Source organism: Croceicoccus marinus, from assembly GCF_001661675.2.
Taxonomy (GTDB): domain Bacteria; phylum Pseudomonadota; class Alphaproteobacteria; order Sphingomonadales; family Sphingomonadaceae; genus Croceicoccus; species Croceicoccus marinus.
On the sequence record NZ_CP019602.1, the window covers coordinates 2,860,222 to 2,883,345 of the forward strand.

Annotated in this window: 23 protein-coding genes; 19 read left to right on the forward strand and 4 right to left on the reverse strand. The window is 66.3% G+C overall.

Features of this window, described 5'->3' with window-relative positions:
- Positions 1-286 precede the first annotated feature (286 nt).
- From A9D14_RS13585 to coaE, 4 genes are read left to right on the forward strand one after another with little or no spacing between them, the layout of a single operon-like run.
- Positions 287-1,132 carry a pyruvate, water dikinase regulatory protein gene (locus A9D14_RS13585; RefSeq protein WP_066847447.1) on the forward strand — a complete coding sequence of 282 codons (846 nt, stop codon included), beginning with the start codon at positions 287-289 and terminating at the stop codon, positions 1,130-1,132.
- Positions 1,129-1,707, forward strand: a complete 579-nt coding sequence (locus A9D14_RS13590; protein ID WP_066847450.1) for a Maf family protein — start codon at positions 1,129-1,131, stop codon at positions 1,705-1,707. The genes A9D14_RS13585 and A9D14_RS13590 overlap by 4 nt, the downstream gene beginning before the upstream one ends.
- The gene (locus tag A9D14_RS13595) at positions 1,704-2,588 is read left to right on the forward strand and encodes a shikimate dehydrogenase family protein (RefSeq protein WP_066847452.1); all 885 of its coding nucleotides are present in this window, start codon (positions 1,704-1,706) and stop codon (positions 2,586-2,588) included. Before A9D14_RS13590 ends, A9D14_RS13595 begins: the two co-directional genes overlap by 4 nt.
- Positions 2,585-3,181: a dephospho-CoA kinase gene (gene coaE / locus A9D14_RS13600; RefSeq protein ID WP_066847456.1), complete on the forward strand. Its 597-nt coding sequence runs from the start codon at positions 2,585-2,587 to the stop codon at positions 3,179-3,181. The genes A9D14_RS13595 and coaE overlap by 4 nt, the downstream gene beginning before the upstream one ends.
- A gap of 51 nt (positions 3,182-3,232) precedes the next feature.
- On the opposite strand, the gene clpA is transcribed toward coaE, so the two are convergent.
- Both clpA and A9D14_RS13610 read right to left on the reverse strand, forming a co-directional pair.
- Positions 3,233-5,629 (reverse strand): ATP-dependent Clp protease ATP-binding subunit ClpA, encoded by a 2,397-nt coding sequence (gene clpA / locus A9D14_RS13605; RefSeq protein WP_066847458.1) that lies wholly within the window; start codon positions 5,627-5,629, stop codon positions 3,233-3,235.
- A gap of 264 nt (positions 5,630-5,893) precedes the next feature.
- Positions 5,894-6,115: a DUF1192 domain-containing protein gene (locus A9D14_RS13610; RefSeq protein ID WP_066847460.1), complete on the reverse strand. Its 222-nt coding sequence runs from the start codon at positions 6,113-6,115 to the stop codon at positions 5,894-5,896.
- 246 nt (positions 6,116-6,361) lie between these two features.
- Between A9D14_RS13610 and A9D14_RS13615 the strand changes: the two genes are divergently transcribed.
- The 4 genes from A9D14_RS13615 to A9D14_RS13630 all read left to right on the forward strand — a co-directional run bounded on the left by A9D14_RS13615 (position 6,362) and on the right by A9D14_RS13630 (position 10,798).
- Positions 6,362-7,372 (forward strand): NAD(P)H-quinone oxidoreductase, encoded by a 1,011-nt coding sequence (locus A9D14_RS13615; protein ID WP_066849244.1) that lies wholly within the window; start codon positions 6,362-6,364, stop codon positions 7,370-7,372.
- Complete coding sequence (locus A9D14_RS13620) at positions 7,369-8,010, forward strand: glutathione S-transferase family protein (RefSeq protein WP_066847464.1); 642 nt, start codon at positions 7,369-7,371, stop codon at positions 8,008-8,010. The genes A9D14_RS13615 and A9D14_RS13620 overlap by 4 nt, the downstream gene beginning before the upstream one ends.
- Positions 8,011-8,220: 210 nt before the next feature.
- Positions 8,221-8,898: a DUF1013 domain-containing protein gene (locus tag A9D14_RS13625; protein WP_232468946.1), complete on the forward strand. Its 678-nt coding sequence runs from the start codon at positions 8,221-8,223 to the stop codon at positions 8,896-8,898.
- Positions 8,899-9,061: 163 nt separating this feature from the next.
- Positions 9,062-10,798 carry a long-chain-fatty-acid--CoA ligase gene (locus A9D14_RS13630; protein ID WP_083987937.1) on the forward strand — a complete coding sequence of 579 codons (1,737 nt, stop codon included), beginning with the start codon at positions 9,062-9,064 and terminating at the stop codon, positions 10,796-10,798.
- Here A9D14_RS13630 and A9D14_RS13635 read toward each other — a convergent pair.
- Together A9D14_RS13635 and A9D14_RS13640 are read right to left on the reverse strand one after the other, a co-directional pair.
- Positions 10,795-11,178: a bactofilin family protein gene (locus A9D14_RS13635; RefSeq protein ID WP_066847467.1), complete on the reverse strand. Its 384-nt coding sequence runs from the start codon at positions 11,176-11,178 to the stop codon at positions 10,795-10,797. The genes A9D14_RS13630 and A9D14_RS13635 overlap by 4 nt on opposite strands.
- 4 nt (positions 11,179-11,182) lie before the next feature.
- Positions 11,183-12,364, reverse strand: a complete 1,182-nt coding sequence (locus A9D14_RS13640; protein WP_232468610.1) for a M23 family metallopeptidase — start codon at positions 12,362-12,364, stop codon at positions 11,183-11,185.
- A 320-nt stretch (positions 12,365-12,684) separates the two neighbouring features.
- Between A9D14_RS13640 and A9D14_RS13645 the strand changes: the two genes are divergently transcribed.
- The 11 genes from A9D14_RS13645 (at position 12,685) to A9D14_RS13695 (ending at position 23,061) form a co-directional block, all read left to right on the forward strand.
- Positions 12,685-13,980: a glutamate-5-semialdehyde dehydrogenase gene (locus tag A9D14_RS13645; protein WP_066847473.1), complete on the forward strand. Its 1,296-nt coding sequence runs from the start codon at positions 12,685-12,687 to the stop codon at positions 13,978-13,980.
- 67 nt (positions 13,981-14,047) lie between these two features.
- Complete coding sequence (locus tag A9D14_RS13650) at positions 14,048-15,091, forward strand: aldo/keto reductase (RefSeq protein WP_066847476.1); 1,044 nt, start codon at positions 14,048-14,050, stop codon at positions 15,089-15,091.
- Positions 15,092-15,096: 5 nt separating this feature from the next.
- Positions 15,097-15,750, forward strand: coding sequence for a nicotinate-nucleotide adenylyltransferase (locus tag A9D14_RS13655; protein WP_066847479.1), 654 nt, complete (start codon positions 15,097-15,099; stop codon positions 15,748-15,750).
- Between the two features lie 163 nt (positions 15,751-15,913).
- Positions 15,914-16,321 (forward strand): ribosome silencing factor, encoded by a 408-nt coding sequence (rsfS, locus tag A9D14_RS13660; RefSeq protein ID WP_083987939.1) that lies wholly within the window; start codon positions 15,914-15,916, stop codon positions 16,319-16,321.
- Between the two features lie 83 nt (positions 16,322-16,404).
- A complete protein-coding gene (locus A9D14_RS13665) occupies positions 16,405-16,827 on the forward strand; it encodes a 23S rRNA (pseudouridine(1915)-N(3))-methyltransferase RlmH (RefSeq protein WP_066847481.1) in 423 nt (140 codons plus the stop codon).
- Positions 16,828-16,831: 4 nt separating this feature from the next.
- Positions 16,832-17,989 carry a murein hydrolase activator EnvC family protein gene (locus A9D14_RS13670; RefSeq protein WP_066847483.1) on the forward strand — a complete coding sequence of 386 codons (1,158 nt, stop codon included), beginning with the start codon at positions 16,832-16,834 and terminating at the stop codon, positions 17,987-17,989.
- Positions 17,990-18,119: 130 nt separating this feature from the next.
- Positions 18,120-19,463 carry a S41 family peptidase gene (locus tag A9D14_RS13675; RefSeq protein ID WP_066849256.1) on the forward strand — a complete coding sequence of 448 codons (1,344 nt, stop codon included), beginning with the start codon at positions 18,120-18,122 and terminating at the stop codon, positions 19,461-19,463.
- Positions 19,464-19,707: 244 nt separating this feature from the next.
- A complete protein-coding gene (locus A9D14_RS13680; RefSeq protein ID WP_066847490.1) occupies positions 19,708-20,199 on the forward strand; it encodes a disulfide bond formation protein B in 492 nt (163 codons plus the stop codon).
- 2 nt (positions 20,200-20,201) lie between these two features.
- Positions 20,202-20,717, forward strand: coding sequence for a demethoxyubiquinone hydroxylase family protein (locus A9D14_RS13685; protein WP_087910573.1), 516 nt, complete (start codon positions 20,202-20,204; stop codon positions 20,715-20,717).
- Positions 20,718-20,817: 100 nt separating this feature from the next.
- Positions 20,818-21,393 (forward strand): hypothetical protein, encoded by a 576-nt coding sequence (locus tag A9D14_RS13690; RefSeq protein ID WP_066847496.1) that lies wholly within the window; start codon positions 20,818-20,820, stop codon positions 21,391-21,393.
- A gap of 255 nt (positions 21,394-21,648) precedes the next feature.
- Positions 21,649-23,061: an exopolysaccharide biosynthesis polyprenyl glycosylphosphotransferase gene (locus A9D14_RS13695; RefSeq protein WP_083987940.1), complete on the forward strand. Its 1,413-nt coding sequence runs from the start codon at positions 21,649-21,651 to the stop codon at positions 23,059-23,061.
- Positions 23,062-23,124 lie beyond the last annotated feature (63 nt).

The following is a 23,124-nucleotide window of genomic DNA, read 5'->3' on the forward strand; positions in this document are numbered from 1 at the left end:
CACCGCAAATTGCCGATCCCGAATCCGCACCGGCCTTGAGTCAAACGCAAGTTCTTCGCCTTATGAACAGGCTGTGGGCGAATGGGGGCCCCTGTCCAGAACTCGGCGCGAACAGGACTCGCAGTGGGGACGGAATCGGTCGTTTTGCTTGTCCCCGGCTTCGTCCCATGATTTATCGGCCTGATCGTCCACAGGCTGCCGAACCGGCCTGCCCGCTATCAGGCCTGCCCGCCAACAGGCCCGCCCGAAAACAGGCCCGCCCGAAAACAGGAATGCCCCTAGCGCAATGACTCGCCTGCACCTGCATCTTCTGTCGGATTCCACGGGCGAGACGCTGGAAATGATCGCCAAGGCGGCGCTCGCGCAGTTCGAGGGGGCCGATGTCGACCGCCATTTCTGGCCGATGGTCCGCTCGCACCAGCATCTCGACCGCATCATGGGCGAGATCACGCGCAATCCGGGGCTGGTGCTGTTCACCCTGGCCAATATGGAAATCCGCGAACGGCTGGAAGCCAAGTGCCGCGACGCCGGACTTGCCACCGTGTCCGCGCTGGATGAGGTGACGCGCCGGCTGTCCAGCCTGCTGGGGCAGGAAGCGCATGCGCGCCCCGGCCGCCAGCACCGCATGGACGAAGCCTATTTCGCGCGGGTGGAAGCGATCCAGTTCACCATCGCCCATGACGACGGGCTGATGTGGGAGGAGTGGGAGGAAGCCGATATCGTGCTGGCGGGCGTATCGCGCACGTCGAAGACGCCGACCTCGATCTATCTGGCCAATCGCGGGTTTCGCACCGCCAATATCCCCATCGTGGTCGAATCGCCGCCGCCCAGGACCCTGTTCGGTCTGAAGAAACCGCTGGTGGTGGGGCTGACCACCTCGCCCGACCGGCTGATCCAGATCCGGCGCAACCGCCTGCTGTCGCTCAACCAGGCGCCCGAGACCGATTATGTCGATCACGACCGGGTGGAAAAGGAACTGAAATTCGCGCGGCGCATGTTCGCCGACAACGGCTGGCCGGTGATCGACGTCACCCGCCGCTCGATCGAGGAAACCGCCGCGGCGGTGATCAACCTGGTGAACGAGCGGCAGAGCGGCCTGTCCAAGGGCAATACGGGTCCCAAGCCGGTATGATCGTGCTCGCATCGAAAAGCGCCTCGCGCCAGGCGATGCTGCGCCAGGCCGGTGTCGCTTTCGAGGCGCGCCCCGCCGATATCGACGAGCGCGCGCTGGAAGCGGAGATCGCCGGAGCGAGCCCTTACGCGATCGCGCTGGCATTGGCCGAGGCGAAGGCGCTGGCGGTGCATGAGCCGGGGCGCGTGGTGCTGGGCAGCGATTCGCTGCTCGACGTCGAGGGCCGCCGTTTCGACAAGCCTGCCAGCCGCGACGCCGCCGCCGAACATCTGCGCTTCTTCTCGGGCCGGACGATGCATCTGCACAGCGCGGCGGCGCTGGTTCGTGATGGCGCGACCATATGGAGCCATGCCGCCACCGCGCGCCTGCAGGTGCGAGAGCTAAGCGCGGATTTCATCGACGATTATCTCGATGCCGAATGGCCCGAAGTGTCCTGGTGCGTAGGCGTCTTCCGGATCGAGGCGCTGGGCGTGCAATTGTTCGATGCCATCGACGGCGATTATTTCACCGTGCTGGGCATGCCGCTGCTGCCGGTGCTGGGCGCGCTGCGCGAATTGGGGGAACTGCCGCGATGAGCCTGCCCTATGCCCCGCACGCCCCATACGCCCCATACGCCGAGGTGATCGGCGATCCGATCGCGCAGTCCAAGTCGCCGCTGATCCACCGCTTCTGGCTTGAGCGTCTGGGCATCGAGGGCGATTATCGGCATTGCCATGTGAAGCCCGGCGAGCTGGCCGATTACATCGCGCGCCGCCGCGGCGATCCCGACTGGCGCGGGTGCAACGTCACCATGCCGCACAAGCAGGCGGTGATGCCGCTGCTCGACCGGATCGACCCGGTGGCAAATGCGATCGGCGCGGTGAACACGGTGGTGCGCGAGGATGACGGATCGCTGGCCGGGTACAATACCGATGCGCCTGGTTTCCTCGAGCCGCTGCTGGACGAGCTGAAGCAGCCGCATCTGTTCCGCATGGCGCGGATCGTCGGTAATGGCGGCGCGGCGCGCGCCATGGTCAGGGCCTTGGCCGACCACGGCTTCGTTATCGTGATGTTCGGCCGAGATCCCGCCCGGGGCCGCGCCTTGCTCGACGATCTGGACCCCGAGGGCGAGCATCATACCGCGCCGCTGGACACGCTGGCGGCACCGACCGACTTCGCGTTCGACGACCGTGTCGGCTGCCTCGACCTTGTGGTGAACGCCAGCCCGCTGGGGATGACGGGCAATCCCCCGCTGGCGATCCATCCTTCCCATATCCCCCCGCGCTCTATCTGTTACGAGATCGTCACCAGCCCGCGTGAGACCGAGTTCCTGAAAACGGCGCAGCAAGCCGGATTCCGCACGATCGACGGGTTCGCCATGCTGATCGGGCAGGCGGCCTATGCGTTCGGGAAGTTCTTCGGCCAGCCCGCCCCGCGCGCAGACGACGACGAACTTCGCGCCCTGTTGACCGCATGAGCCGAAGGCGCCCCTATATCCTTGGGCTGACGGGATCGATCGGCATGGGCAAGTCGACCGTCGCGGCGATGTTCCGCGATTGCGGCGTGCCCGTCTTCGACGCCGATGCCGAGGTGCACAGGCTGCAGGGCCCCGGCGGATTGCTGGTCCCGGCCATCGAGGAAGCCTTCCCCGGCACCACCGGCCCCCAAGGCGTGAAACGGGCCGAGCTTGGCGCCATCGTCTTCGCCGACCCGCAGGCGCTGAAGCGGCTGGAGGCCATCGTCCACCCCGCCGTCGCGGAAGAGCGCTTTGCCTTCATGGAGGCGAACCGCGATGCGCCGCTGATCGTGTTCGACATTCCGCTGCTGTACGAAAAGACCGGCACACGCGGGCTGGACGCTGTCGCCGTCGTATCGGCCCCTCCCGCAGAGCAGCGCCGCCGCGTGCTTGCGCGCCCCGGCATGACGGAAACGAAATTCGCCGAGATCCTGGCGCTGCAGGTGCCCGACGCGGAAAAGCGCGAGCGCGCGGATCATGTCATCGAAAACGGCGGATCGCTGGACGACACCCGCAAGCAGGTCGAGGCATTAGTCAGGACACTGACCTCATAGCAAAAGGGCGGCCCCGCAAGGCCGCCCTTCGCATTTCCAGCCCTGGCCGGATCAGCTGTTGCCAGCGTCCTCGTCCTCGTCCGATTCGGTAGAACCTTCGGACTTGTCGGCGGTCTTGGGCGCGGCTTTCTTCTTGCGGCGCTTCACGATCTTGGGCGGTGCGGGCGTCAGTTCGAAGGCCAGCTCGGGCTTTGCGTCCTCGCCCTCCTTGATGCTGACATGCACCTCGCCGCCTGCGGACAGCTTGCCGAACAGCAGTTCCTCGGCCAGCGGCTGCTTCACCTTTTCCTGGATCACGCGGCCCATCGGGCGCGCGCCATACAGCCGGTCGTAACCGCGATCCGCCAGCCAGCTGCGGGCGTCGCCGTCGAACTGGATGTGGACGTTCTGGTCGGCCAGCTGAAGCTCCAGCTGAAGGATGAACTTGTCGACCACGCGGCTGACGATTTCCTTGCCCAGATAGGCAAACGGCACGATCGCATCGAGACGGTTGCGGAATTCGGGGCTGAACATCTTCTTGACCGCCTCGTCCCCGGCGTCCGCCTTGGAGATGTCGCCAAAGCCGATGCCGTTGCGCGCCATGTCCGCCGCGCCCGCATTGGTGGTCATGATGAGGACGACATTGCGGAAATCGACCGTCTTGCCGTGGTGGTCGGTCAGGCGTCCGTTATCCATGACCTGCAGCAATATGTTGAACAGGTCGGGATGCGCCTTCTCGATCTCGTCCAGAAGCAGCACGCAGTGCGGCTGCTGGTCGATGGCGTCGGTTAGCAGGCCGCCCTGGTCGAAGCCGACATAGCCCGGAGGCGCACCGATCAGGCGCGATACCGAGTGCCGCTCCATATATTCCGACATGTCGAAACGCTGCAGCGGAATGCCCATGATGTCGGCCAGCTGGCGCGCGACCTCGGTCTTGCCGACGCCGGTGGGGCCGCTGAACAGGAACGAGCCGATCGGCTTGTCCGCATCGCGCAGACCCGCACGCGACAGCTTCATCGCGGTCGACAGCACCTCGATCGCCTTGTCCTGCCCGAACACCACCTGCTTCAGGTCGCGTTCCAGGTTCTCCAGCGCCTTCTTGTCGTCCTTCGACACCGATTTGGCCGGAATGCGCGCCATGGTCGAGATCACCTTCTCGATCTCGCGAGCGGTGATCGTCTTCTTGCGGCGGCTGGGCGGGACCAGCATCTGCATTGCGCCCACCTCGTCGATCACGTCGATCGCCTTGTCGGGCAGCTTGCGGTCGTTGATGTAGCGGGCCGACAGCTCGACCGCGGTCTTGATCGCGTCGGGCGTGTACTTGACCTTGTGGTGTTCCTCGAACGCCGAACGCAGGCCGCGCAGGATCTTGATCGTATCCTCGACCGTGGGTTCGTTGACGTCGATCTTCTGGAACCGGCGCAGCAAGGCGCGGTCCTTTTCGAAGTGGTTGCGGAACTCCTTGTAGGTGGTCGACCCGACGCAGCGGATCGCACCCGACGACAGTGCGGGCTTCAGCAGGTTGGAGGCATCCATCGCCCCGCCGCTGGTCGCGCCCGCACCGATGACGGTGTGGATCTCGTCGATGAACAGGATCGCCTCGGGCATTTTCTCAAGCTCGGAAACGACCTGCTTCAGCCGCTCCTCGAAATCGCCGCGATAGCGGGTGCCTGCCAGCAGCGCGCCCATGTCGAGCGAATAGATCACCGCTTCGGCTAGCACTTCGGGCACGTCGCCCTCGACGATCTTGCGCGCGAGGCCTTCCGCGATGGCGGTCTTGCCGACGCCCGGATCGCCCACATAGAGCGGGTTGTTCTTGGATCGGCGGCACAGGATCTGGATCGTGCGGTCCACTTCGGGCCCGCGCCCGATCAGCGGATCGACCTTGCCGGCCAGCGCCTTGGTGTTGAGGTTGACCGTGAACTGGTCGAGCGCCGAATCCTTCTTGTTCTTGGAATTCGGCTCGGCCTTTTCCTCGGCCTTGGGATCCTCGTCGCTGCCCTTGGGCGAGCGCTGTTCGACCTGCTTGCCGGTCTTGCCGATGCCGTGGCTGATGTACGACACCGCGTCCAGCCGGCTCATGTCCTGCTGCTGCAGGAAATAGACGGCATAGGAGTCGCGTTCCGAGAACAACGCGACCAGCACGTTGGCGCCGGTCACCGTGTCCTTGCCGCTCGACTGCACATGCAGGATCGCGCGCTGGATCACCCGCTGGAAACCGGCGGTGGGCGACGGATCGGCCTTGTCGCTGGTCTTGAGCGACTGATATTCCTGGTCGAGATATTGTTTTACCACGCCGGTCAGCTCGGGAAGCTCGACCCCGCAGGCCTCCATGACCTGCGCGGCGTCCTCATCCTCGATCAGGGCGAGAAGAAGATGTTCCAGAGTCGCATATTCATGCGCGCGCTCTGCAGCGTTGGCGAGCGCGGTGTGAAGCGTCTTTTCGAGGCTCTGGGCAAAAGATGGCATTGGGCGCTATTTCCTATCCAAAGGGAACCGGAGTCGCGATCATGGGCCGATTCCCACCAACTGTAGGATCATGACCATGAACGTAAGGCGAAAGCGTTAACACGAGGCGACCACCGCCTGTTTCGCGATCGCTGGTGGGTCGGCTGCTCGCCCCGGTCGGTTCGCGCAGTGGCGCGTCTGACACATGGCTTGCAGTCCGTGTTGCAACAATATGCACCGCTTCAGTTCTGGCCCGGTCCGATCGGGCAAAGGCGGTGCGGGCGATCATGCTGGGGGCTTCTCCGGCGATCCGAAGAAAGCTTCGGCAGCACGACGGTGCTTGTCCGCCCGTTCCATATGGGTCCGGGTCCGGACGATTTCCAGTTCCAGCAAGGCGATGCGCTCTTCCAGCTCGTCCTGCGACAGCGGGTCGAGGTTCTCACTCGCGAGACGGGCCGCGAGCTCGCCAGGGTGGCCAGCCGGCCGGGGGCGATCATCGTCGAACATTGCAAAAATCGATCATGCCGCTGTTTGCCTTGCTGTCAATGCACCTTGCGGTTAACCGCATGGCCGCAGGCGGAAATCCACAGCCTGCACGGACGATACGCAGCCAGGCGTGTTCGCCCGATCACAGATTAGCGGCCACGGATCGCCAGTTCGCGGATCACCGGTTCACGGTCATGGTCCAAGGGTCTTTTCGGGGGGGTGGAATTGACAGGAAACGCCAGCAGCAATCCGCGCATCGCCGAAAGCATGACCGCCATCGCCATCGATGGCGGCGGAAACGATGGCGGCGGAGGCAATAACGGCGGGGGCGGGCCCGAAGTGCTGGTTCCGCGCCAGATCGCGGTGCCCGTGCCCGGTGCCGGGGAAGTGCTGCTGCGCGTCCATGCAGCGGGTGTCAATCGCCCCGACGTCATGCAGCGCGCGGGTCTGTATCCGCCGCCTGCCGGTGCGCCGGACACGCCCGGCCTGGAAGTGGCGGGCGAGGTGGTGGCGATCGGCGAAGGCGTCGACCCGGTGATGATGGACACTCGCCAATGCGCGCTGGTCGTAGGCGGCGGCTATGCGCAATATTGCCTGGCGAAGGCCGACCACTGCCTTGCGGTCCCCGAAAGCCTGTCGATGGAGGAAGCGGCCGCGCTGCCCGAAACGCTGCTCACCGTGTGGAGCAACGTGTTCGAACGCGGCATGGCGGACGAGGGCGACTGGCTGCTGGTCCATGGCGGCACCAGCGGGATCGGCACCATGGCGATCAAGCTGGCTGGCCTGTTCGGCCTGAAGATCATCGTGACCTGCGGCAGCGACGACAAATGCGATGCCGCCCGCGCGATGGGCGCGAATCATGCGATCAACTACAAGACCGGCGATTTCGTCCAGGAGGTGCAGCGCATCACGGGCGGGCGCGGCGTCGACGTTGTGCTCGACATGATCTCGGGCGAATATGTCGCGCGCAACATCGCCTGCATGGCCGAGGATGGCCGCCACGTGACCATCGCGGTGCAGGGCGGCGTCAAGGCGGAGATCCCGATGCACAAGGTGCTGACCAGGCGGCTGACGCTGACCGGATCGACGCTGCGCCCGCGTTCCGACGGTTTCAAGGCAGCGGTGGCGGACGAGATCCGGAGCGAGGTCTGGCCCTTCGTCGCCAGCGGGCAATTGCGCCCGGCGATGGATTCGACCTTCCCGCTGGAACGCGCCGCCGATGCGCATCGCCGCATGGATGAGGATCACATTGGCAAGATCGTGCTGACCGTGTCATGACCGCCCACTCTTTACCGACCGCCCTGCCCTCGCCCCTGATCCTTCACGAGGATCCCGTCAGCGGCAATTGCTACAAGATCAGGCTGACGGCGGCGCTGCTGGACATCCCGATCGAGCGCCGGTTCTATGACATCACCAAGGGCGAAACCCGCACCGAGCGGTTTCTGGCCGAAGTCGATGCCAATGGCCGCATTCCGGTGCTGCAGGTGGGCGAGCGATTCCTGCCCGAAAGCAATGCCGCCTGTTTCTATCTGGCCGACGGATCCGACCTGATCCCCTCGGGCCGGTTCGAACGCGCCGCCATGCTGCGCTGGATGTTCTTCGAACAGTACCAGCACGAACCCAATATCGCGACCATGCGATACTGGCTGCACGTCCTTGGCGAAGCGAATCTGTCGGACGAACAGCGCGGCCTGATGCCGATGAAACGCAGCGGCGGCGAAGCGGCTCTGGCACTGATGGACCGGCATCTGGCGCGCCGCGACTGGTTCGTGGGCGATGCCTGCTCGCTCGCCGATATCGTGCTGTTCGCCTATACCAATGTGGCGCACGAAGGGGGCTTCTCGCTGGACGAATATGACGCGGTTCGCGGCTGGATCCGGCGCATGCGCGCCCTGCCCCGTTTCGCGGCGATGTGACGCTGAATCGGGGCCGCAAGCGGGAACCCCTTGCCTGCACGGGCCGGATCGCCTAGATGCGAAAGGCAAGCGGCCGCTCCGGTAAGGGGCGGCCCTTATCGTTTTTCCGCCCCGCGCATCGCCGGATTTTCCCCGAAAGAATGTCCGGCCCGCGCCACGGGGCCCATGCGAAAGGTTCACTTCGTGAGCACGAAACAGGCCACTCCGCTGATGCCGCACGCGACCGCCAGCTGGCTGATCGACAACACCGGCCTTACGTTCGAGCAGATCGCCGAGTTCTGCGGCCTCCACATGCTGGAGGTGCAGGCGATGGCCGACGATCTGGCCGGCGCGAAATACACCGGCCGCGATCCTGTCCGCGCGGGCGAACTGACCCATGAAGAGATCGAGAAGGGCCAGAACGACCCCGAATATGTGCTGAAGATGCACCGGGCGCCGGTTCAGGTCCAGCGTACCAAGGGACCGCGCTATACCCCGGTGTCCAAGCGCCAGGACAAGCCCGACGGCATCGCCTGGCTGATCCGCAACCACCCCGAGATTTCGGATGCGCAGATCGGCAAGCTGATCGGCACCACGCGCAACACCATCGGCGCGATCCGCGACCGGTCGCACTGGAACATCCAGAACATCAATCCCAAGGATCCGGTGACGCTGGGCCTGTGCTCGCAGCGCGAACTGGACGCGGCGGTGGCAAAGGCGTCCAAGAACCTGCCCGAAGGCAGCCAGCCGGTGACCGATACGCGTCTGGTCGATGACCGCCAGGCGCTGATCGACGAGCTGAAAAAGGAGCGCGAGGACGCTGCCCGCGCCGCCGTCGAAGCCGCGCAGGAGGCCGAGGCCGAGGCATGGCTCGCCGCCCGCCGCGCCGAGGGCGTGCCAGAGGAATAAGCGCCCGCCCGCAATTGCGGCATGAAACGACAAGGCCCGGTGCGACAGCGCGCCGGGCCTTTTTCGTTGCGCGCTGCAAATAGCGCCGCAGATGCGAAGGCGATCCCGCAGCTGCGAGGCGGCTATCTTGCCGAAAATCCGCGCAAAAGGCACAATAACGCCCATGAACGCGCATAATATCGGGGAGAACAGGCCGCCGCCCGAATGGCCCGTCTGGAACGACAGATGGCTGGATGCGGGCGGCCGATACCGTCATCCCGTCGAATGGCAATCCGAATTCAAGCCGCTTTCGGTCCCCGACATGTTCGACCGCGGCGTGACCCTGGCGGGCAAGGAACCGATCGCCGATTTCCTGGGCAAGCGGACCAGTTACCGTGAAGCGATGGCACAGGCGCGCCGGATCGCGGCCGCGCTCCAGCGGTCAGGGATAGGCAAGGGGGACCGGGTCGGGCTGTTCCTGCCCAATGTGCCGCTCTACCTCACAGCCTATTACGGCATCATGATCGCGGGCGCGACGGCGGTGAACTTCTCGCCCCTGTACACGGCGCAGGAATTGTCCGCGCAAGTGGCCGATTCGGGCGTCACGATGCTGTTCACCGTCAATTCCAGCGCGCTGCTGCCCACCGCGATCGAGGTTCTGGACCAGTCGGCGGTCGACCGGCTGGTCGTCGGCGATCTGCCGTCGATGATGCCGTGGTGGATGGGGCTGGCGATGCGGCTGCTGAAAGGCAGCGAGCTGACCGCCCTGCCCGCCGACCCGCGGATCACGCCGATCGACGCCTTCACTCGCGGCGTGGGCGAACCTGTTCCCGTCGCCATCGATCCCGAACGCGACATCGCCTTGCTGCAATATACCGGCGGCACGACCGGCAGGCCCAAGGGTGCGATGCTTTCGCACCAGAACCTGACGGCAAATGCGCGCCAGAGCCTGCGGATCGATCCGCATCGCGGCGAGCGCGACGTGATGATCGGCGTGCTGCCGCTGTTCCACGTGTTCGCCAATACGGTGGTGCTGAACCGCACGGTGCTGAACGGCGGGATGATCGTGATGCTGCCGCGCTTCGATGCGAAGCAGACGCTGAAGGCGCTGAACCGCACGCAGGCGACCGCGTTGCCCGGCGTGCCCACCATGTACCAGGCGCTGCTGGACTGCCCGGCGGTCGCCAGCACCGATTTCACCTCGCTGCGGGTGTGCATTTCGGGCGGCGCGCCCCTTCCCCTGCCGCTGAAGCACAAGTTCGAAAGCGTGACCGGCGCGCATGTGGTCGAAGGCTATGGGCTGACGGAAAGTTCGGGGGTCGTGTCGACCAATCCCTTCGGCAGCCCGGAGGACGAGAAGCCCGGCACGATCGGGCAGGTCATGCCCGGCACCAGCATCCGCCTGCTGGACAAGGAGGACCCGGAAAGGCTGGCCGCTCCGGGCGAGCCGGGGGAACTGGCGGTGAAGGGCCCGCAGATCATGCTTGGCTACTGGAACCGGCCCGAGGGGCACAGCGTCTTCCAGGACGGCTATCTGCGCACAGGCGATGTCGCGGCCATCGACGAGGACGGCTTCCTCAGCATCGTCGACCGCATCAAGGACATGATCGCGGTCGGCGGCTTCAAGGTCTTCCCCAGCCAGATCGAGGAAGTGCTGCTGGACCGCGCCGGCGTGCGCGAGGCGCTGGTCGTCGGCGTGCCCGACGATTACCTGGGCGAAGTGCCCAAGGCCTTCATCACGCTCGATCCCGGCAGCACCGACGATGCGGAAACGCTGAAGTCATGGGTCAACAGCCGCGTCGGCAAGCACGAGCGGCTGGCGGATGTGGTGATCCGCAAGGAATTGCCCAAGACGATGATCGGCAAGCTGGACCGCAAGGCGCTGCGCGACGAGATTGCCGCCGAAGCAGGCTCGGCCTAGGTCGCCAGCGACAGCTTCGGCTCGCTTTCGGCGTCAGCGCCGCTCCTTGCGGGCGCCGAGCCATGCGCGCGCTGGGCGAACTTTCCCTCGACACTCGCACCCTGTTCGATGGTCAGCGTGTCGTAATGCACATCGCCGGTGATGCGGGCGGTCTTCAGGATCACCAGAGTCTTTGCCGTGATCGATCCGTCCACCGTGCCGGCAAGCCGCGCGCTATCCGCCTCGATCGCGCCGTTCACCACGCTGGATTCGCCCTGCACCAGCGATCCGCAATGGATGTCGCCGTCGATGCTGCCATCGACATGCAGGTCTTCGCTGGCGCTGATATTGCCGGTAATCTTGATGTCGGAGCCAAGGACGGAGAAGCTGGAGGATGCCATGGTATTAGTGGTCGGCCGCGGCGAAGCGGTCGGTTTTTCCTGTTTCGAGAACACGTCTTGCTCCAAGAATGCTGGCGCCCTTTTCCAGCATGGGGCGCGGATCGACCGCGCGATTGTTGATACGGACTTCGAAATGCAGATGCGGCCCGGTCGAACGCCCGGTGCTGCCGATCCGGCCGACGGTCTCGCCGGCCTCGACCCGGTCGCCGACGCGCGCATCGAACTTCGACATGTGTGCATAGCGGGTCATCACGCCATTGCCATGGCGAATCTCGACCACATTGCCATAGCCGCCCTTGCGCCCGACGAAGCTGACGCGGCCCTTGGCGGCGGCGCGGATCGGCGTGCCGGTCGCGCCGCGGAAGTCGAGGCCCGAGTGCATCGCGGCGCGGCCCGTGAACGGATCGCGGCGATAGCCGAAGGGGGAGGAGATCATGTCGCGGCGGCCGGGCAGCACATTGGGAATGCCTTCCAGCCCGCGTTCCAGCGCGGCCATGCGCGACAGCGAGCTGGCCAGTTTCTCGAACCGGGGGTCTAGCGCGTCGTCGCCCGAACCGAACGCCTCGAACGGGCCGCCCATCGCGGTGTTCTGCAGGTTCATGCGCGCGACCGTCGCGGGATCGAGGCCGAGCGTCCGGATCGCCCTGGCCGCATCGTCGGCGCGCTTGTCGGCCAGGCGGGTCAGCCCTTCGACAAAGGCGAGCTGGCGCGCCTCGAGCCTGGCGAGGCCGGCAGCCTCGGGCAGGACGGCGCTGACCTTCTGGACCGTACGGCGGGTCTCGGCGGTGGAGTCCTGGACGCCCTGTACCGCGCCGGTGCCGGGCATCTCGCCCAGATGATCCCCGACCATGTCCTCGATAAAGGCCTGGCGGCGCGACAGATCGTCGGCAACCTCGTCAAGCCCGTCGCGATAGGCGCTGACCCAGCTTTCGGCGGTGGCGACCTTGGCGGCGCGGGCATTCAGCTCGGCGGCATTGGTGCGGGTGTTCCATTCGCTGACCAGCGCGACACCCATCGTGGCGGACCACACCATCGCCAGCGCGGCGGCGCCGCCGGCCGCCTTCATCTGAAGCGATGAGGAAATCCGTACGAAACGGACCTGCCCCTGCGAGCGCATGATGAACTCGCGGTCAGGAAACCAGCCCCTTATCCGGGCGGTAAGCGTGCTTTGGGCAGCTTGCGCCAAGGTAGACCCCCGTAGATCCCAAACGAGCCTCGCAAGGGGGTTGCGAAGCTTTCCCGTCCAGCTTTCGCTAGCAGGGAGAAGGTTAAGTTGAAGTTTCCATTGTCCGCTTAGCGGTGAACCGTTTCACCGACGGGACGAAATGCAACAAAAGTCGGGAACACTTGTCAATCTGCTGGAACGAATATCTTGACCGGGTGTTTGGATGCCCAATCCCGGCGATAGCTGACTTGCGATCTGGCCGTGCTGCGCCACGGTCCCCGATCCGGCTTTTTTCCTGTCGTACCCTGACAAATGCGTCCCGAATTGCTAGGTAACAGGCCATGGACACTGTAATCGAAAAGCAAACCGAAGCCCCCCTTTCCGCCGAAGACAGCGCCGCGCTGATCGACAGGCTGGCCCGCAAGGCGCGTAACGCGCAAAAGGTGCTGGCCAGCATGAGCGACGCCGAGAAGGCCGACGCCCTGCGCGCCGCCGCCGCCGCGCTGCGCGATCATGCCGGTGACATCCTGGCCGCCAACGCCCGGGATATCGCCGCGGGCGAGGAACGCGGATTGTCGGGCGCGATGCTGGATCGGCTGCGCCTGGACGAGGACAGGCTGGAAGGCATCGCCGCCGCGGTCGAGAATGTGGCCGACCTGCCCGATCCGGTGGGACAGGTGATCGACCGCTCCGAACGACCGAACGGCCTGCAGTTCGCGCGCGTGCGCGTTCCCGTCGGCGTGATCGGCATCATCTATGAAAGCCGCCCCAACGTGACCGCCGATGCGGCGACGCTGTGCGTGCGCGCCGGCAATGCGGCGCTGCTGCGCGGCGGAAGCGAGGCGGTGCATTCCAACCGCGCGATCAACAAGGCGCTGGCCGAAGGCCTGGCCAAGGGCGGCGTGCCCGAAGGCGCGGTGCAGCTGATCCCGACGCAGGACCGCGCCGCGGTCGGCGCGATGCTGAAGGCGGCGGGCCTGATCGACATGATCGTTCCGCGTGGCGGCAAGTCGCTGGTCGCGCGCGTGCAGGAAGAGGCGCGGGTCCCCGTGCTCGCCCATCTCGACGGCATCAACCACACCTTCGTCCATGCCAGCGCCGACAAGACGATGGCGGAGGACATCGTCCTCAACGCCAAGCTGCGCCGCACCGGCGTTTGCGGGGCGATGGAAACGCTGCTGATCGACAGGAACTATCCCGATGCGGCGGGTGTCGTGAAGAAGCTGCTCGACGCCGATTGCGAAGTTCGCGGCGATGAAGCTGCGCGCAAGCTGGACGAGCGGGTCAAGCCCGCGGATGACGAGGATTGGGATACCGAATATCTCGAAGCCATCGCGTCCGTCGCCATCGTCGACGGCATGGACGCCGCGCTCGACCATATTGCGGCGCATAGCTCGGGCCATACCGATGCGATCGTCGCCAGCGACGCCGACGCGGTCGAGACTTTCCTCAACAACGTGGACAGCGCCATCGTGATGGCCAATGCCTCCAGCCAGTTCGCCGATGGCGGCGAGTTCGGGCTGGGCGCGGAAATCGGCATCGCCACCGGGCGGCTGCATGCCCGCGGGCCGGTCGCGCTGGAGGGGCTGACGACCTATAAATGGCAGGTGCGCGGCAGCGGCCAGACCCGCCCCTGATCCCAGACGATCAAACCATGCAGAAGGCGGCCCATCCAGAGGCCGCCTTTTTCTTCGGGAGAGACCCATGCGCTATAATCGCCTTGGCCGCACCGGCCTGTTCGTATCCGAGCTTTGCCTTGGCACCATGACCTTTGGCGAGGGCGAGGGCATGTTTGCGCAGATGGGCGCGCTGAAGCAGGCCGACGTCAACCCGCTGGTCAAGGCGGCGATCGATGCGGGCGTCAATTTCATCGACACGGCCGACATCTATTCCGCCGGCAAGTCCGAGCAGAGCGTCGCCCGCGCGATCCGCGAACTGGGGCTGAACCGCGACGAGCTTGTGATCGCGACCAAGGCGCTGGGCCCGATGGGCGAGGGCGTGAACGCGCGCGGCGCATCGCGCTATCATCTGCTGAACGCGATCGACGCCAGCCTTGCGCGGCTGGAGATGGATCACGTCGACCTTTACCAGATCCACGGCTGGGATCCGGCCACGCCGATCGAGGAAACCCTGCGCGCTCTCGACACCATCGTGCAGTCGGGCCGCGCCCGCTATGTCGGCGTGTCGAACTGGGCGGCGTGGCAGATCGCCCGCGCCATCGGCAAGACCGAGCAGTTCGGCCTGGCTCCGCTGGCGTCGCTGCAGGCCTATTATTCGATGATCGGACGCGACATCGAGCATGAGATCGTCCCGATGCTGGAGGCCGAAGGGCTGGGCCTGATGGTCTGGTCGCCGCTGGCGGGCGGTTTCCTGTCGGGCAAGTTCCGGCGCGGACAGGAAGGCGAGGGGCGGCGCGCGGGCTTCGATTTCCCGCCCATCGACAGGGACCGGGGATATGACGCGGTCGAGGCGATGGACGACATCGCGGCCAGCCACGGCGCGACCGTTCCGCAGGTCGCGCTGGCATGGCTGCTGGCCAAGCCCGCCGTGTCCAGCGTGATCGTCGGCGCGCGCAAGCTGTCCCAGCTCGAGGATAATCTGGGCGCCTGCGACGTGCAGCTGTCGCAAGAGGAAGTCGCCCGGCTTGACGGTGCCGATCCGCGGCGAGTGCAATATCCCGGCTGGATGATCGATCGCCAGGCCGCCTTTCGCAGGGGCGGCAAGGTCGGCGGCGAACCGACCGACTGACGCGCATGCGCACGGGGCTATTGGGCGGCAGTTTCAATCCTGCCCACGGGGGGCATCGCCGCATCACCCTGTTCGCGATCGACGCGCTGGGGCTGGACGAGGCGTGGTGGATGGTGTCGCCCGGCAATCCGCTGAAGACAAAGGCGGGCATGGCGCCGCTGGCCGCGCGCATGGCGTCGGCACGCAAGCAGGCAAGGCGCGCGCCGATCCGCGTCACCGCGATCGAACAGCAACTGGGCACGCGCTTTACCGCCGACACGCTGCGCCACCTCAAGCGGCGCTATCCCAAGCGGGAATTCCTGTGGCTGATGGGCAGCGACAATCTCGCCCAGTTCCACCTGTGGCGCGACTGGCGGTTGATAGCGCGCTCCATGCCGATTGCGGTGATCGCCCGGCCGGGTTATGATGCTGCTGCCATGACGAGCCCCGCCATGGCCTGGCTCCGGCGCTACCGTGTACCGGCAGCCAGCGTACGCAAACGGGGAAGATGGAGCGCGCCGGCACTGGTGTTCCTGCGTTTCGATCCCGATCCGCGCTCGGCCACCGACCGGCGCAAGGCCTCGCCCGACTGGGCCGCCGCTTATGCTGGAGCAAGCCCGCGCGATGCGGTCACGCACCGGTCCATCGGCCTTGGGAATTCGCAGGGAAACCGGGCTTGAACCCCCGGGGCACCAACGCGTTTCCTGTCATGCCAGGCCCCATGCCCATGTGCGGCGTTTGCCTTTTGCCCGTTTCGGGTGCAGGGCGCGCGCAAATGGCTGTTCCCGATTCCTTTCAAGCGTATTCAGTGGGCATGCAGCCAAAGGAGTATAGAATACCCCTATGAATCAGGCTCAACACATGCCGGAAAAATCCGGTTTCGTACCGACGGGCGACATTGCCGACTTCGATGCCGAGGCGGGAAGCCTGCACGAACTCGTGCTCAAATCGCTCGACGACGACCAGGGACAGGACATCATCTCGATTCCGCTGGCGGGCAAAAGCTCGATCGCGGACCACATGGTGATCGCCAGCGGCCGTTCCAGCCGCCAGGTCGCCGCCATGGCCCAGAAACTGGGCGAGCGCGTGAAGAAGGGCGGCTTCGGCCCGGTCCGCATCGAAGGTCTGCCCGCGGCGGACTGGGTGCTGATCGATGCGGGCGACGTGATCGTCCATCTGTTCCGTCCCGAAGTGCGCAGCTTCTACAACCTTGAGCGGATGTGGGGCTTTGGCGAGGGCGGCAACGCCTGATCCGGCTCCGTTCGGCGGGGCATCGTTCCACATGGGACGAGGCCCTGCTGGATTTCCGGCGATCCGCGCGATAGCAGGGTGCCATGCGGCTTCATGTCATCGCACGCGGAAAGATCGGCCGTTCGCCCGAGGCGGAGCTGGTCGCGCGCTATGAAAAGCGCATCGGCTGGCCCTTCAGGGTGACCGAACTGCCCGATAGCGGCGGCACGATACCCGCGCCGCTGACCCCGGCGAAGGACGTGCTGCTGGACGAGCGCGGCAAGCTGATGTCGTCCGAGGATTTCGCCGCGCTGCTCGGTCGCTGGCGCGACGACGGCATGCGCGAGGCGCGCTTCCTGATCGGCGCCGCCGACGGCCACGGGGACGAGGCGCGGGACAGCGCCGACCTGCTGCTCGGCTTCGGCGCCATGACCTGGCCGCATCTGATGGTCCGCGCGATGCTGGCCGAACAGCTCTACCGCGCGACGACGATCATCGCGGGCCACCCCTATCACCGTTCGGGCTAGGACCATGCGGCGCACGTTCGTCCTGGCCATCGTCCCCCTTGCCGCCGCGCTGGCGCTGGTCCCGGCATCCGCGCAGATCGCGGGCGACGCCATTTCCGCCGACAGCCTGGCCGAGGCGCAGGCCGCCCGGATCGAGGCGCGGGAGCGTGCCCGCACGCTTGCCGACCGCGCCGCGACGATCGAGGACACGGCGCTGAAGGCCGAGGCGCAGGCGGAAGCGCTGTCGGCCCGCATCGCCGAATCGGAAGCCCTGATCGAGGAAGCGCGCCAGCAGGAAACCCTGGCCGCCGACCGGCTGGGGTTCCTGCGCGAGCGATTCGCGCGCCAGCGCGCGCCACTGTCGCGCATGCTGGCGGCGCTGCAGCGACTGGCTCGCAGGCCGATGGTGCTGCTGGTGCTGCGCCCTTCATCGGTGCGCGATTATGTCCGCACCCGCGCGATGGTGGCCGCGATCACCCCTCAGATCGCGCGGCAGACGCGTTCGGTGCGCGGCGATCTGGCCGAGATGCGCGCATTGGCACAAGGCAGCGCCGCTGCGCGCGTCACGCGGCAGGAAGCAGCCACCGAACTGGCACGCCAGCGCGCCGAATTGCGCGCAAGTGGCGCCGAAAGCCGCCTTGCCGCGCGCGCGCTGGAACAGGCGGCGGGCGAGGCGCGCCGCGAGGCCACGCTGCGCGATGTCGAGGCGGACAGCATCGCCGCGCTCGCCGCGCGGCAGAGCCGCAATCGCCAGACCGAGGCGAGGCTGGCCGAACTGATCGGGCCGATCCTTCCGGCGGGGCGAGCGGAGGCAAGGTCCTCGTCGATTCGCCCCGTCATGCCCGTGCAGGGCGCGGTCCTGGCGGGCTATGGCGAACGCGATGCCGCCGGTGGCCGCTCGCGGGGGCTGAGCATCGCTCCGCAGCCGGGCGCGGCGGTCGCGGCGCCGCTGGCGGGTGAGATCGCATTCGCGCGTCCGTGGCGCGCCTATGGCACGCTGGTCATCATCCGGCACAAGGGCGGACTGCTCAGCCTGGTCGGCGGGCTGGCCGACGCGCGGGTCCGGGAAGGGCAGGCGGTGGCGCAGGGCGATGTGCTGGGCCGCGCGCCGCAGCGGGACCCCAGCGTGCTGTACGAATTGCGCCGCGCGGGCAGGCCGGTACACCCGCTGCTGGCGGTCTGAGCGGAAAAGCACGGCCAAGCCTCATCTGGCGTTAAGCCGCCGTGCGCGATAGAGTGAGTTGAAATTGACGATGGGCGGAGTGCGCCGGGCGAAGTCCGGCGGCGCGCCCGTGGAAAGGTACGACATCCCGATGGCGATCCGCTTTGCTCCCCTGCTGCGTTCTGCGGCGCTGGTCACCGCGCTGGCCATGCTGCCCGCGACGACGGCCGGCCTGGCCGCGGTCGATGGCCGCAGCGCGCCCGAATTCGGCAAGCTGATGCTCGTCTACCAGCGGGTGAAGGCCTATTACGTCGACGACGTCACCGACGACCAGCTGATCCGCGGCGCGATCGACGGCATGCTGGCCAGCCTCGACCCGCACAGCTCGTATCTCGACGGCACGGCGGCAGAGAACCTGCGCACGCAGACCGAGGGCAGCTATGGCGGGCTTGGCCTGTCGGTCACGATGGAAGACGGGGTGGTCAAGATCATCGCGCCGACCAAGGGCACGCCCGCCGACATCGCCGGGCTGAAGGCGGGGGACTACATCACCCATCTGAACGGCAAGCTGCTGTATGGCGGCACGCTGGACGAGGCGGTCGAGGAGATGCGTGGCCCTCCCGGCACGGCGGTCGACCTGACCATCTATCGCCCCGGCCGCGACGAGCCGCTGGACGTGAGCGTCGAGCGTGCGATCATCGATCTGAAGCCGGTGGAATACACCGTCGATGGCAAGATCGGCATCATCACCGTATCGAGCTTCAGCGCCCATGTCGGGCGCGAGGTCCAGAAGGCGATGGCGGGCATCCGCGGCGATCTGGGCGGCGCCATGCCCGAAGGGCTGGTGATCGACATGCGGTCGAACCCCGGCGGCCTGCTGGACGAGGCGGTGGCGATGAGCGACCTGTTCCTGGAACGCGGGCAGATCGTGTCGCAGCGCGGCCGTTTCGCGCGCGACAACGAGAGCTATTCGGCAAGGCCCGGCGACATCGCCAAGGGCGTGCCCATCGTGGTGCTGATCGATGCGGGCACCGCCTCTGCGTCCGAGATCGTGGCCGGCGCGCTGCAGGACCATCATCGCGGGCTGGTGATGGGTGAGCGCAGCTTCGGCAAGGGCAGCGTGCAGACCGTCGTGCAGATCAGCGCCGACAGCGCGCTGAAGCTGACCACGGCGCGCTATTTCACCCCGTCGGGCCGTTCGGTGCAGGAAGGCGGGATCGAACCCGACATCAAGGTACCGCAGATGTCCGACCCCGACGCCCGCGCCCGCGCCAAGAGCGCGATCCGCGAATCGGACCTGCGCGGCCATCTGATCAACGAGCTCAGCATCGAGGATGCAGAGCTGGAAGAGGATGCGACGCAGGATCCGCGCTTCAAGGTGACGGCGGAAGAGCTCGAGGCGCAGGGGATCGAGGACTTCCAGCTCGACTATGCGCTCAAGACCCTGCGCAACACCCGGCTGGCAAGGCTGAGCGGGACCGGCAGCGTGCAGTAACACCGCCGGTCGCGGGATCGGGTGACGGCGCAGAAGCCGGTCCTGCGGGATGGCAGCGCGCCGGCGTCCGGCGGCACCCGATCGCCAGTTCCGCGCCGAAGGGGCCATCGGTTCGTTTGCTTCGCCGGAGTCGGGGCTGGATTTCGCGCACCGACCTTCCTAGACCTTCTTTCGCAAACGCCCGGTTGCAGGCAGACATCCTCTGCCCCTGATCTGCGGGCGCTGGATCGAGAGCTTTAGAACGATGCTGTCCCCGAACCTTGCGATTGCCCGGGCGATCGCGCTGCTGGTCCCGGCCTCGCTGCTGGCGGGGGCCTATGTCTCGCAATATGGCTTTGGCCTGTATCCGTGCGAGATGTGCTGGTGGCAGCGCTATGCCCATTTCGCGGTGCTGGTGCCCGCGCTGCTGGCATTCGTGGCGCGCGGTGAGTTGCGGCTATGGCTCGTGCGGCTGGCGGGCGTGCTGCTGCTGATCGCGGCCATGCTGGGCGGCTATCACGCGGGCGTCGAATATGGCTGGTGGGAAGGCATCACCACCTGCGCCACCACCGCGGCGGCAGGCGGCGACCCGCTGGAGGCGATCCTGAACGCGCCCATCGTGCGCTGCGACACGGCGCCGTGGGACCTGTTCGGCATATCGCTGGCGGGCTGGAATTTCCTGATTTCCGGGGCGGCGGCACTGGCCGTCCTGATTCTTTCGGCACAGAGCGGGCGCAAGGGCGTTCTAGGATCATGACCATGCGCAGGAACGATATCGAGGCGATGATCCGGGTCGACCAGGCCGGGGAATACGGCGCGACCCGCATCTATGCCGGGCAGATCGCGGTCATGGGCGACCGCGCCCCGGGATCGGGCGAAGTGGCATCGATGGCGATGCAGGAAGCCGAGCACCGCGAGAAATTCGATGCGCTGCTGACCGAACGCGGCGTTCGCCCCACCTTGCTGCAGCCGTTGTGGGACCGCGCGGGCTTTGCGCTGGGCGCCGTGACCGCGCTGATCGGGCCCGAGGCCGCGATGGCCTGCACCGCCGCAGTCGAGACCGAGATCGACCGCCATTACAGCGAGCAGTTGGACGAGCTGGGCGATTCCGACCCGCAGCTGTCCGCCATGGTCGAGAAATTCCGCGACGAGGAGCGCGAGCATCACGATATCGCCATCGCGCAGGGCGCCGAACGCGCCCCTGCCTATCCGGTGCTGACCGGCGCGATCCGGCTGGGCTGCCGCGCCGCCATTGCGCTGTCGAAGCGGATCTGATGGCGCTCAGCTATCGTTCAGACGTCGTGCGGCCTAATTTCGGGCCGCGGGACGACGACCCGACACAAGACCGACCGACGCGCTGGGAGGCGCCGCCACAATGAAGACGACAACCGCACTTGCCGCCCTGGCCTTCACCGCCATCTGGGCCACCCCTGCCGCCGCGCAGGACGCGCCCAATGGAGAGCGGGTCAACCAGGTCATCGTCTATGGCGACCAGCCCTGCCCCGAAGCGCGCGACGACAATGAGATCGTCGTCTGCGTCCGGCAGGAGGATCCCTATCGCGTGCCGCAGGACCTTCGCGAAAGCGGGGCGCCGCAGAACGAGGCCTGGGCCAACCGGGTCGCGGCCAATGCGGATGTCGGGGCGACCGGCGTGGGAAGCTGCTCGACCGTCGGGCAGGAAGGGCAGACCGGCTGCCAGATCGACATCATCGAACAGGCCTATGCCGAGAAGGAGACCGCCGACAGCGTCCGCTTTGGCGAGCTTATCGCCGAGGAACGCGCACGCCGGCTGGAAGCGATCGACGCCGACGCCGCTGACGAGCAGGAACGGGTTGAAGCGCTGGAGCGCGAGTATGAAGCGCGCCGCACCGGGCAGGCGCCGAACCCTGAAACCGGCAATGTGATCGAACCGTCGGATGCGGAGCCGATCGCGGCCGATCCGGGCGAATAGGCGTCCATCGCCCCGTCCGCGCAGGGCGGGGCTGCCCATGCCGGCTTACCCTTTGTTGACAGCGGCGCGCATCGTTAACCTTCATAATGCCCGTAACAGCGCTGTAATCATCTGAAAACGCGTGATTTCGGGACCCAGCCTGGGCGAGTGAGCCTATCTACTCTTAACGGCTAGGGCGATGCGAAATGGCGTTATGCCGCTTGAACCGGGCAGGGCGCAGGGGCCATAACAGGTGCGCAACATGAGGGGCGTACGATGTATCTCCACGCAGACAGATCGATTGCCCGGCATTCCCAGGCACTGACGGGCGACGAAACGACCAGCCTGCCGCGCGTGCAGGACCGCCGGATGCAGCGCATTCGCAGCTATCTGACGCTGGCGCTGGCCGATTTCGTCGCGCTGGTCGTTTCGTTCGTGGCAGCGAACACGATCTATCTGCAGCAGCCGGCGGCGGACCACGGGTTCACCGTGCTGCTGGTCATGGTCCCGATCTATTTCTGTTTCGCCGCGATCAACTCGTCCTATGGCGGCGAGGCGCTGCTGCGCCAGGAAAAGAGCTTCACGCGCTCGGCCCAGGCCGTGCTGTTCGCGGGGACCGCCGTGGCGCTGATCGTGTTCCTGCTGAAGGCAGGTAACGAGGTTTCGCGCGCGGTGTTCGTGATCGGCTGGGTGCTGGCGATCGTCGGCGTTCCGATGCTGCGCCTTGCGATTGCCCGCCCCTTGCTGAACCGCATGGGGGGCACGCCCTATTCGCGTGTGGTGATCGTCGACGGGGTCGATTATTCGCCAGCACACGACGATATCGTGATGCAGCTTTCGCGCATCGGTTTCGATCCGGCATCGACCGATCCGCACGGCTTCCACGCGCTGGCCGCCGCTGTGACCAATGCCGACCGCATCGTGATCGCCACCATGCCAGAGCGCTATGCCGCGTGGTCCACCGCTCTCAAGGGTATCGCGGTAAAGGGCGAACTGCTTTCGCCCGGTGACGACAAGCTGGGCATCGTGGGCGTTGGCCGGCACCAGAACCGCCCCACCATGGTCATCAGCCACGGCCCGCTGACGCTGCGCGACCGTATCACCAAGCGGCTGTTCGACATGGTGATTGCGTCGATCGGACTGGTCGCAGCGTCGCCCGTGCTGCTGGCGGCCGCCATCGCGATCAAGCTGGAATCCAAGGGTCCGATCCTGTTCATGCAGAAGCGGATCGGGCGCGACAACAAGATCTTCGAATGCTGCAAGTTCCGCAGCATGTATACCGACCGCTGCGACGCCGATGCCGCGCAGCTGACCACCAAGAACGATCCGCGCGTGACCAAGGTGGGCGATTTCATCCGCAAGACCAGCATCGACGAGCTGCCGCAGCTCATCAACGTGCTGCGCGGCGAGATGAGCATCGTGGGTCCCCGCCCCCACGCGATGAGCGCCAAGGCCGCCGACCAGCTCTATTGGGATGTGGATACGCGCTATCGCCATCGCCATTCGATGAAGCCGGGCCTGACCGGGCTGGCGCAGGTGCGCGGCTTCCGCGGCCCGACCGACCGGACCGAGGATCTGACGAACAGGCTTGCGTCCGATCTCGAATATGTCGATCGTTGGTCGATATGGATGGACTTCTACCTGGTGGCTCGCACCGCGACCGCGCTGTTCGGCAAGAACGCCTTCTAGAACCGAAGCGGAGATCCTGGCGATCCGACCGGCGCGCCTTCCTGCTGGGAGGGGCCGCCGTTT

Excerpts from the sequence above, each read along its gene's own strand:
- A9D14_RS13695 (WP_083987940.1), top strand. The coding sequence starts at position 21,649 with ATGTATCTCCACGCAGACAGATCGATTGCCCGGCATTCCCAGGCACTG.
- A9D14_RS13690 (WP_066847496.1), top strand. The coding sequence starts at position 20,818 with ATGAAGACGACAACCGCACTTGCCGCCCTGGCCTTCACCGCCATCTGG.
- A9D14_RS13625 (WP_232468946.1), top strand. The coding sequence starts at position 8,221 with ATGCCGCACGCGACCGCCAGCTGGCTGATCGACAACACCGGCCTTACG.
- A9D14_RS13675 (WP_066849256.1), top strand. The coding sequence starts at position 18,120 with ATGGCGATCCGCTTTGCTCCCCTGCTGCGTTCTGCGGCGCTGGTCACC.
- rsfS (WP_083987939.1), top strand. The coding sequence starts at position 15,914 with ATGAATCAGGCTCAACACATGCCGGAAAAATCCGGTTTCGTACCGACG.
- A9D14_RS13590 (WP_066847450.1), top strand. The coding sequence starts at position 1,129 with ATGATCGTGCTCGCATCGAAAAGCGCCTCGCGCCAGGCGATGCTGCGC.
- A9D14_RS13630 (WP_083987937.1), top strand. The coding sequence starts at position 9,062 with ATGAACGCGCATAATATCGGGGAGAACAGGCCGCCGCCCGAATGGCCC.
- A9D14_RS13615 (WP_066849244.1), top strand. The coding sequence starts at position 6,362 with ATGACCGCCATCGCCATCGATGGCGGCGGAAACGATGGCGGCGGAGGC.
- A9D14_RS13635 (WP_066847467.1), bottom strand. The coding sequence starts at position 11,178 with ATGGCATCCTCCAGCTTCTCCGTCCTTGGCTCCGACATCAAGATTACC.
- A9D14_RS13585 (WP_066847447.1), top strand. The coding sequence starts at position 287 with ATGACTCGCCTGCACCTGCATCTTCTGTCGGATTCCACGGGCGAGACG.
- A9D14_RS13610 (WP_066847460.1), bottom strand. The coding sequence starts at position 6,115 with ATGTTCGACGATGATCGCCCCCGGCCGGCTGGCCACCCTGGCGAGCTC.
- A9D14_RS13680 (WP_066847490.1), top strand. The coding sequence starts at position 19,708 with ATGCTGTCCCCGAACCTTGCGATTGCCCGGGCGATCGCGCTGCTGGTC.
- A9D14_RS13595 (WP_066847452.1), top strand. The coding sequence starts at position 1,704 with ATGAGCCTGCCCTATGCCCCGCACGCCCCATACGCCCCATACGCCGAG.
- A9D14_RS13645 (WP_066847473.1), top strand. The coding sequence starts at position 12,685 with ATGGACACTGTAATCGAAAAGCAAACCGAAGCCCCCCTTTCCGCCGAA.
- A9D14_RS13655 (WP_066847479.1), top strand. The coding sequence starts at position 15,097 with ATGCGCACGGGGCTATTGGGCGGCAGTTTCAATCCTGCCCACGGGGGG.
- clpA (WP_066847458.1), bottom strand. The coding sequence starts at position 5,629 with ATGCCATCTTTTGCCCAGAGCCTCGAAAAGACGCTTCACACCGCGCTC.
- A9D14_RS13685 (WP_087910573.1), top strand. The coding sequence starts at position 20,202 with ATGCGCAGGAACGATATCGAGGCGATGATCCGGGTCGACCAGGCCGGG.
- A9D14_RS13650 (WP_066847476.1), top strand. The coding sequence starts at position 14,048 with ATGCGCTATAATCGCCTTGGCCGCACCGGCCTGTTCGTATCCGAGCTT.
- A9D14_RS13665 (WP_066847481.1), top strand. The coding sequence starts at position 16,405 with ATGCGGCTTCATGTCATCGCACGCGGAAAGATCGGCCGTTCGCCCGAG.
- A9D14_RS13620 (WP_066847464.1), top strand. The coding sequence starts at position 7,369 with ATGACCGCCCACTCTTTACCGACCGCCCTGCCCTCGCCCCTGATCCTT.
- A9D14_RS13670 (WP_066847483.1), top strand. The coding sequence starts at position 16,832 with ATGCGGCGCACGTTCGTCCTGGCCATCGTCCCCCTTGCCGCCGCGCTG.
- coaE (WP_066847456.1), top strand. The coding sequence starts at position 2,585 with ATGAGCCGAAGGCGCCCCTATATCCTTGGGCTGACGGGATCGATCGGC.